Source organism: Streptomyces sp. RP5T, assembly GCF_003933965.1.
GTDB lineage: Bacteria > Actinomycetota > Actinomycetes > Streptomycetales > Streptomycetaceae > Streptomyces.
Map to the genome: position 1 here is coordinate 1 of NZ_RSAJ01000421.1, position 7,570 is coordinate 7,570.

At 75.2% G+C, this 7,570-nt stretch carries 4 protein-coding genes; 2 read left to right on the plus strand and 2 right to left on the minus strand.

Annotated features, from left to right (window positions below; genetic code table 11):
• The coding region (locus EHS43_RS31970; protein ID WP_125194172.1) for a polysaccharide lyase 8 family protein at positions 1–1,596 on the minus strand (1,596 nt) is incomplete at its 3' end.
• Positions 1,597–1,730: 134 nt separating this feature from the next.
• Between EHS43_RS31970 and EHS43_RS31975 the strand changes: the two genes are divergently transcribed.
• Positions 1,731–2,285 (plus strand): YceI family protein, encoded by a 555-nt coding sequence (locus tag EHS43_RS31975; protein ID WP_125194173.1) that lies wholly within the window; start codon positions 1,731–1,733, stop codon positions 2,283–2,285.
• Positions 2,286–2,300: 15 nt separating this feature from the next.
• Here EHS43_RS31975 and EHS43_RS31980 read toward each other — a convergent pair whose 3' ends face one another.
• Positions 2,301–6,050, minus strand: a complete 3,750-nt coding sequence (locus tag EHS43_RS31980) for a DNA-binding protein (protein ID WP_125194174.1) — start codon at positions 6,048–6,050, stop codon at positions 2,301–2,303.
• 252 nt (positions 6,051–6,302) lie between these two features.
• On the opposite strand from EHS43_RS31980, the gene EHS43_RS31985 reads away from it, so the two are divergent.
• Positions 6,303–7,570 (plus strand): glycosyltransferase 87 family protein (locus EHS43_RS31985; protein WP_125194175.1); only part of this gene is annotated, 1,268 nt, incomplete at its 3' end.

Below are 7,570 nucleotides of genomic sequence, written 5' to 3' on the forward strand. Positions count from 1 at the left end.
GGCCTGGAGCGTCGACCCGAGGCCCTTCAGGTGCTGGCCGATCGCCGCGTACTCGCCGTCGGTCGTGCCGCCGACCCAGCGGACGTCTGGCCTGGGCTCGCCCCACTCGCCGCCGGCGCGGTCGGCGAGGCGCCTGGTGGAGACGGTGGTGCCGGGGAGGCGGTACCAGTCGACGGTGGGCCAGTACCAGTCGGTGTACTGGTCGCTGCGGCCCCCGGCCCACCAGGAGAGCATCCCGGCGCCGGTGTGCCAGCCGCGCGGGTTCTCGCCGTTGCCGCACTCGTAGGCGGCGATCCGGTCGCTGGCCATGGCGATGTTCGCGACGAATCCGGGGCGGCGGTGGACGGCCCGGTCCATGGCGGCGAAGAGCCGGTGCCCGACGGGCTCGGGGGCGGCCGGGACGGGGGAGGCGGCCACCGCGTGCAGCCGGGCGAGGTCGGCCGGCCCGAACTGGCGTGCCGTCAGGACCGGGGTGACGGTGTCCCGTTCGATCCAGCCCTTGACCAGGCCGTGCCAGCGGGTGCGCTCCTGCTCGCTCGCCCCGTCCGCCAGCAGCGCGATGGCGGCGATGATCCCCTGGCCGTGGAAGTGGTCGCCGCGCAGGACGTGGCGCTCGTCGCTTCTGAGGTAACCGCGGCTGATGGCACGGCCGTTGACGCTGTCCATCACGAGCCCGTCGTGGATCAGCGGGGCGTAGGCGTGCTCGACGCTGTCGAGGACGGTCTGCCGGTTCGGGTCGGTCACCTCCCAGGCGGAGCCGGCGAGGAGGGCGAAGAGGCGGCCGAGACCGTCGAGCATGACCTGGCCGTAGGTGCCGGAGTAGGCGACCCGGGTGTGCTGGACGAAGGAGCCGTCGGCGTAGAGGCCGTCGCCCTTCGTGACGTACGGGAAGACCGGCGAGAGGGCGTCGCGGGCCAGGGCGATGCGGTCGGGGGCCCGGCCGAGGATGCCGCGCAGGGCGACGGAGCGGCACAGGTCGACGCGGTTGGCGCCGGTGGAGGTGCCGGAGTAGTCGGTGAGCACGGTGTCGGGGATGAAGTGGTCGACGGCGGCGCAGGCCGCGGTTCTCCGGCCGTCCGTGAGGTGGTCGTGGAGGGCGGCCGTGATGTCCATGAGGAGGCGGGGGCTGCCGATCTGCCATTCCCACCAGTTGCCGTAGCGGGTGGTGGAGGGGTTGTAGACGGTGGCGGAGAGGTGGTCGAGGCCGCCGAGGACGTCCGCGAGGAGCGTCCCGTCGCCGGTGGAGCCGGTGCCCTGCTGGACGTACGCCTGGGTCATGGTCCACAGACGGCTGTAGCTCTGGGTGATGCCGGCCGGGGGGTCGTAGGGATGGTCGGGCCACAGGGACGTGGGCGTCGGGGCCATCGTGGCGCGGACCCCCCGGGCGAGGGCGCCGGTCTCGGCGAGGCGGGAGGCGTACGGCTCCGCCGCCGGGTCGTATCCGGTGCCCAGCGCGATGTCGAGCCAGCGCCGGCGGAGGGTGTCGTAGGGGTCGGCCGTGTCGGCGCGGGCGGGCGGGGCGGCGGCCAGGAGCGCCGCCGCGAGTAAGACGGCTCTGCGGGTGGGTCGCAGGAGGGCCCTGCGCTGCGGGTTCATACAGGGCCGTCTACCACCGCGGCGGGATCACGCCAACACTTCGCGGATGATGTTGAAACTTCTATGGAATAGGTCTACGGTCGTTCGCGTTGAGTGGTTCAAGATTCAACATCCTCACCTCAAGGAGCTTCGCCATGACGAACACCGACCTCACCGCACTGACCGGCGACTACACGATCGACGCCGCGCACTCCACGATCGGCTTCACCGTGCGGCACGCGATGGTCACCAACGTCAAGGGCAAGTTCGGCGACTTCAGCGGCTCGCTGCACCTGGACGGCGGCGACCCGACCGCGTCGACGGCCTCCATCGACGTCAAGATGGACAGCATCGACACCGGTTCCGAGGACCGTGACGGGCACCTGAAGAGCGCGGACTTCTTCAAGACCGACGAGTTCCCGACGATGACCTTCCGCTCCACCAAGGCGGAGGCGCTCGGTGACGAGGACTACCGCATCACCGGTGACCTGACCATCCTCGGCACCACCAAGCCGCTCACCATCGACCTGGAGTTCAACGGCGCCGCCAAGGACCCCTTCGGCAACGAGCGCGTGGGCTTCGAGGGCAAGGCCGAGATCAAGCGCTCCGAGTGGGGCCTGACCTGGAACGCGGCCCTGGAGACCGGTGGCGTCCTGGTGTCCGACAAGATCAAGCTCCACTTCGACATCTCCGCCATCCGCAACGCGTGACCCCGTCGCCGCGGATCAGCAGGTGCGCCGGTACGGAAGGTCCGGGAGGTACGTCCTCCAAGCGGACCCGGACAGACCCGAGCCGGCGCGCCCGCACACCTCGGTGACCAGACGGCGCGGGTCCAGGTCGTACCGCTGGACGGGGACGTGGACGCCGGAGGCGTAGAGCGTGCCGTCGGCGCCGAACGCGAGGGCGCGGATCTCGTCGCCCGGGGTGGGCAGCGTGGTCCCCAGGAGCCGCTGCGACGCCAGGTCCCACAGCCGGAGGCTGCCACCCGCGCCGGCGACGGCGAGCGTTCGGCCGTCGTGGGAGAAGGCGAACGCGGTCACCGCGCCGGTGGCGTCGGTCGACGGATCCGACGTGGTGCCGTCCAGCACCCCCAGACGCGCCCGTACGGCCCCGTCCCAGAGCGTGACCCGGCCCAGCACGTCCCCCACCGCCAGCCGTGACCCGTCGGGGCCGAAGGCAGCGGTGGTGATCAGGTCCTCCCCGAGCACGCGCGGCTCCACGCGCCCGGCGCGCAGATCGGCGACCAGCCCCTCCCGGGTGACCAGAGCGGCCCCGTCGGAGCGGAGGGCGAGGCCCACCCCCTCCGAGTCGGAGGTGACGGTGTCACCGGGACGCACACTGCGCACGGTCCTGAGCCGCTTGAGCCGGGCCACGTCCCACACCTCCACCGAGGGGCGTGTCGCGGACCGGTACACCAGCAGGGTGCGGCCGTGGGCGTCGAGAGCCAGGCCGGACACCGCCGGGGACCCGTCGGGCTCGGCGCCGACGTCCAGGGTGGCGCGGGCGCGGCCGGTCCGGACGTCCCACACCGTGACGCGGGCCCGGTCCGGCGCGGTGCGCTCCCCGGGGTCGTACCGGTCGCGGGCGGTCGCCAGGTAGGCGCCGTCACCGCTGAGCGCCATGAGGTCGGCGCAGGGCTGCGCGCCGGGGCACGGCCGCGTCGAGGGCTCCATGACCACTCGCCCCGAGCGGGTGTCCAGGACCTGCACGCGCCGCACACCGCCCGTCTCCACGGAGCGGGCCAGGACCCGGCCGTCGTCGGAGAATGCCGCCCGGTAGGCCGTGGCCCGCTGCCAGGGTGACGTCGAGGCGGTGCCGAGGGCCAGGGAGCGGACGACGGTCGCGGAACCGCCGAGACAGCGCAGCACTCCCGCGGTCCGGTCGAAGGCGATGTCGTCCCACTCGTCCGCGACCGTCCGCCGGCTCAGCACGGGCACCTCCGGGTGGGCCGCCCGCCACACCACGAGCCGGTGCGGTCCGGTGCCCACGAGGAAGGTGCCGTCCCCGCCGGGCCACACCTGGGTCAGCCCGTCGGCCCTGGCGGACAGGGTGCCGCGGCCGGTGCGCGGATCCCAGCCGTGGATCCCGTCGTCGCCGACGACGGTGAGCGTGCGGCTGTCCGGGGTGAACTCCACCGCGTGGTCGCGGCATTCGGCGGCGCGCACCCTCGCCGTCCACGGTGCCGAGACCTTCCGCCGGTGCGCGAGATCCCAGAGCTGCAGCGTACGGCTCCCCGTGCACAGGGCGAGCCACCGGCCGTCGGGGCTGGCGGCGAGGCCGGCCACACCGCCGGCCGGTTCGGGGATCCGCAGGGTGGCGCGCCCGCTGCGCGGGTCGTAGGCGTGCACACCCCCGTCGTCCCAGTCGACGGCGACGAGGGCGCGCGCGGTGAAGTCGAACGGGGTCTGCATCGCGTCCACTCCGGGAAGCGTCCTCGTCACCCGCGCCGACCGCACGTCCCACAGCTCGACACGGTCACCGGCCAGCAGCGCGAGAGTCCGGCCGTCCGGGCCGACGGCGGCCGGGACGCCGTCCATCAGCTTGCCGGGGCCCGGCGCGGACAGTGTGAGCCGCCGGGTGCGCAGGTCCCAGATCCGGACCCGGTCGGCGGTGACGGACACCACGGACCTGCCGTCCGCCGTCAGCCGGTGCACGTCGTTGCCGGAGCCGTCGAAGCCGCTGTCCGCGCCCGGTACCGCGAACACGTCCTCGTCCCGCTGGGCCATCGCCCCGATCAGCGTCGACCGGGTCTCCGTCGTGTCGGCCAGCCGGGCGGCCGCCACGCTGAGCCGCATCGCCGTGCGCGGGTCGGAGAACCGCATGCCGTACGCGACGGCGGCGACCCGGCGGGCCTCGGCCTCCACCCGGCGGCGGTCGCCGGTGCGGTTCTGCTGCCAGGCGGCGGCCCCGGCGACGAGCGCGAGCACGAGGAGCGTGGCGAGGGCGCCGACGAGTCCCCGGCGCCTGCGGCGCTCGCTCCTGCGCGCGGCCCCGCTCGCCGTCAGGAAGGCCCGCTCCGGCGCGGTGAGCGTCGCTTCGGCCAGCTGTTCCTGCGCCGCGGCCAGCCGGGTGCCCCGGTACAGGGCGCCCGGGTCGCGGCCGAGGTCGTCCCAGCCGCGCGCCGCCTCGGTCAGCCGGCGGTGCACCCGCAACTGCTCGCGCTCCTCGTCGATCCAGCCGGACAGCCGGGGCCAGGCCGTGATCAGCGCCTCGTGGGCGAGGTCGACGGTCCCCCGGTCGAGCGTCACGAGCCGGGCGCGCGCGAGGCGGTCCAGGACTAGAGCGACGTCGGCGGCGGGCGCCGGGCCACCCGAGGGGCCGGTGAAGTCCAGTTCGGCGCGGTCCACCGGGCGCCGGGTGTCCTGGGAGCCGTCGCCGGGGGTGATGAGGCGCAGCAGGACGAGCCGGGCGAGGTCCGCGTGCTCGGGGGACAGGTCCGCCCAGACCTCCTCGGCGCTCTGGGCGATGGCCCCGTGGACGCCGCCCGCGGCCTCGTACGCCTCCTCGGTCAGGGCCCGGCCGCGGCGGCGGCGCCAGGTCTCGCGCAGGACGTGCGAGAGCAGCGGGAGTCCGCCGGGCTCGTCGGCGATCTCGTCGATCAGGCGGGCGGTCAGGGCCCGTTCGACGATGTGCCCGGCGCTCTGGGCGGGCTTGACGATCACCTCGCGCAGTTCCTCCGGGTCCATCGGGCCGACCAGCAGTCCGGACTCCCCCAGGGCGTCCGCCAGACCCCGGTGTTCGGCGCAGCGGCCGTAGAAGTCCGCCCGTACGGCGATGACGACCCGCAGCCCGCTCCGCGGCTCCCGGGCGGCGAGCAGCAGGTCGAGGAAGGCCCGGCGTTCGTCCGGGTCCCGGCAGAGGGTGAAGACCTCCTCGAACTGGTCGACGACGACCAGGGTGTCGCCGCCCCCCGCCGGTCGCAGCGCGCCCGTGTGGGTGCGGGCCGGGTGCGGGCCCGGGGTGAGGACGCGGATCGCGGCCAGCTCGCGCTCGGCGCGCAGGGCCGGGATCAGGCCGGCCCGCAGGAGCGAGGACTTGCCGCTGCCGGAGGGGCCGAAGACCGCGGTGAAACGCCGGTCGCGGACCCGGTGCCGCAGGGCCGTGACGAGCCGGTCGCGGCCGAAGTACCGCTCATGGTCGTCGGGTTCGAAACGGGCGAGGCCCTGATAGGGCGGCTCCGTGCCGTCGTCCCGGCCGGCGGCCGCCTCGCGGACCTCCCGGTCGGCCTCCTGCCAGCGGCGCTCCCACTCCCCAGGGTCGGCCCCGCAGGCCGTGGCGTAGGCGAGGGCCACCTGGAGCGAGGGGAACTGCTCGCCGGCCGCGGCCTGGGAGAGCGCGGTCACGGAGAAGTGCGCCCGCCGGGCGAGTTCGCGGTAGGTGGGGCCGCCGGCCTCCCGGCGGAGCTTGCGGAGTGCGTACGCGAACCTCGGCACCGGTCCGGCGGCCGGATCGACCGGGGTCTCCCGACGGCCCATGTCTCCTGCGTCTCCCCCGTGTCGCCCGCTCCCCGTGGCGTGGACGTCTGTTCGCCGCGGCCACCCTAAGGAACCCTCCGGACCGCCCGCAAGGTTCCGCCGCGCCCGCCACCAGGCACTTTGTTTTGTTCACCGTGGCGTGCGGTGGCTGCTGAACAACGCGCCGAGCGCTGGACTCGTGGTCACGGGCCCCGCTCCGGGGGCCGGTACCGCGGCGGGCGGTCCCCGCGCACTGGCGCCACGAGAGACGACATGACCCTCACGAACGGGACGGCGACGCCGGCCCCGCGCACGGCCCGAGGTGTCCTCACGGGGGTGGGACACCTCGGGCAGACCTCCCCGCCCGCGCTCCCCCGGCGCCGCCGCCTCTCCCTCGCGCACCGGGCCTGGGCCTACTGGCTCGGCTGCGCGGGGTTCGCGCTCGTCCTGGCGGCGACGACGGGACTCGGACCGCACCGGGTCTGGGGTGCCTGCGCGGCGGTCGGCTACGGCACGGCGGCGGCGCTCTCGGCCCGGTACCCGCGAGCCGGGAGGCGGGCCGGGGCGTGGGCCGCGCTGCTCGGCGCGGTGCTGGTGCCGCTGGTGGTGCTGGTCGTGTCGGGCGCGGCCCAGTCGGAGGTCGGTGTCGTCGAGCGCTCGGGGGCGCTGCTGCTGCACACGGGCAGCCCCTATCTGCCGCATCCGGCGCACACCGTGGACTACGACCCGTACCTGCCCGGCATGGCACTGTTCGGCGTCCCCCGCGCGCTCCTCGGCGACGGTCCGTTCACCGACGCCCGCGTCTGGTTCTGCCTCGCCTTCCTGCTCTGCATGGCCGCCACGGGACGCCGGCCCGCCGGGACCGCCCGTGCGACGCCGCCGGGCGCGGTGTCGCTGCTCGCCGGATTCCCCGCGGTGGCGCTGCCGCTGGCCGTCGGCGGGGTGGACCTGCCGGTGGTCGGACTGATGTGCCTGGGGCTGGCCCTGGCGGGCCGGGGCGGCTCGGGAGCGGCGGCCGGCGTGGCGATGGGCGCGGCGGCCGCGCTGAAATGGACGGCGTGGCCGCTGCTGCCGGTGGGTCTGGTCCTGCTCGCGGTCACGGCGGGCCGCCGCGCGGCGCTGCGGGCGGCCGTGGCCGCGCTGTCGGTGGCGGCCGCGGCCGTGGTGCCCGTCGCGCTCGCCGACCCGCACGCCTTCGTCGAGCAGGTGGTGCTCTTCCCGCTCGGTGCGGGCGGCCTGCGCTCACCGGCGACCAGCCCGCTGCCGGGCCACCTGCTGGCCGTGCACGTGCCGGGCGGCGCGGCTCTCGCGACGGGCGCGCTCGTGGCCGCGGCCCTGGGGGTGACGGTCTCGTTGCTGATACGGCCGCCCCGTACCGTACGTGCGGCGGCGGACCGGCTGGCGGTCGGTCTGGGCCTGGCCATCTGCCTGATCCCGGCGACCCGCTTCGGCTACCTGGTGCTGCCGCTGGTCCTGGCGGGCTGGTTCCGGTACACGTCGGCACCCGCCGTCCCCGCCCCGTCGGACGTCCTGGACGGCAC

What these genes read in the sequence shown, in the direction of transcription:
- EHS43_RS31975 (WP_125194173.1), top strand. Translation starts at nt 1,731, where the DNA reads ATGACGAACACCGACCTCACCGCACTGACCGGCGACTACACGATCGAC.
- EHS43_RS31980 (WP_125194174.1), bottom strand. Translation starts at nt 6,050, where the DNA reads ATGGGCCGTCGGGAGACCCCGGTCGATCCGGCCGCCGGACCGGTGCCG.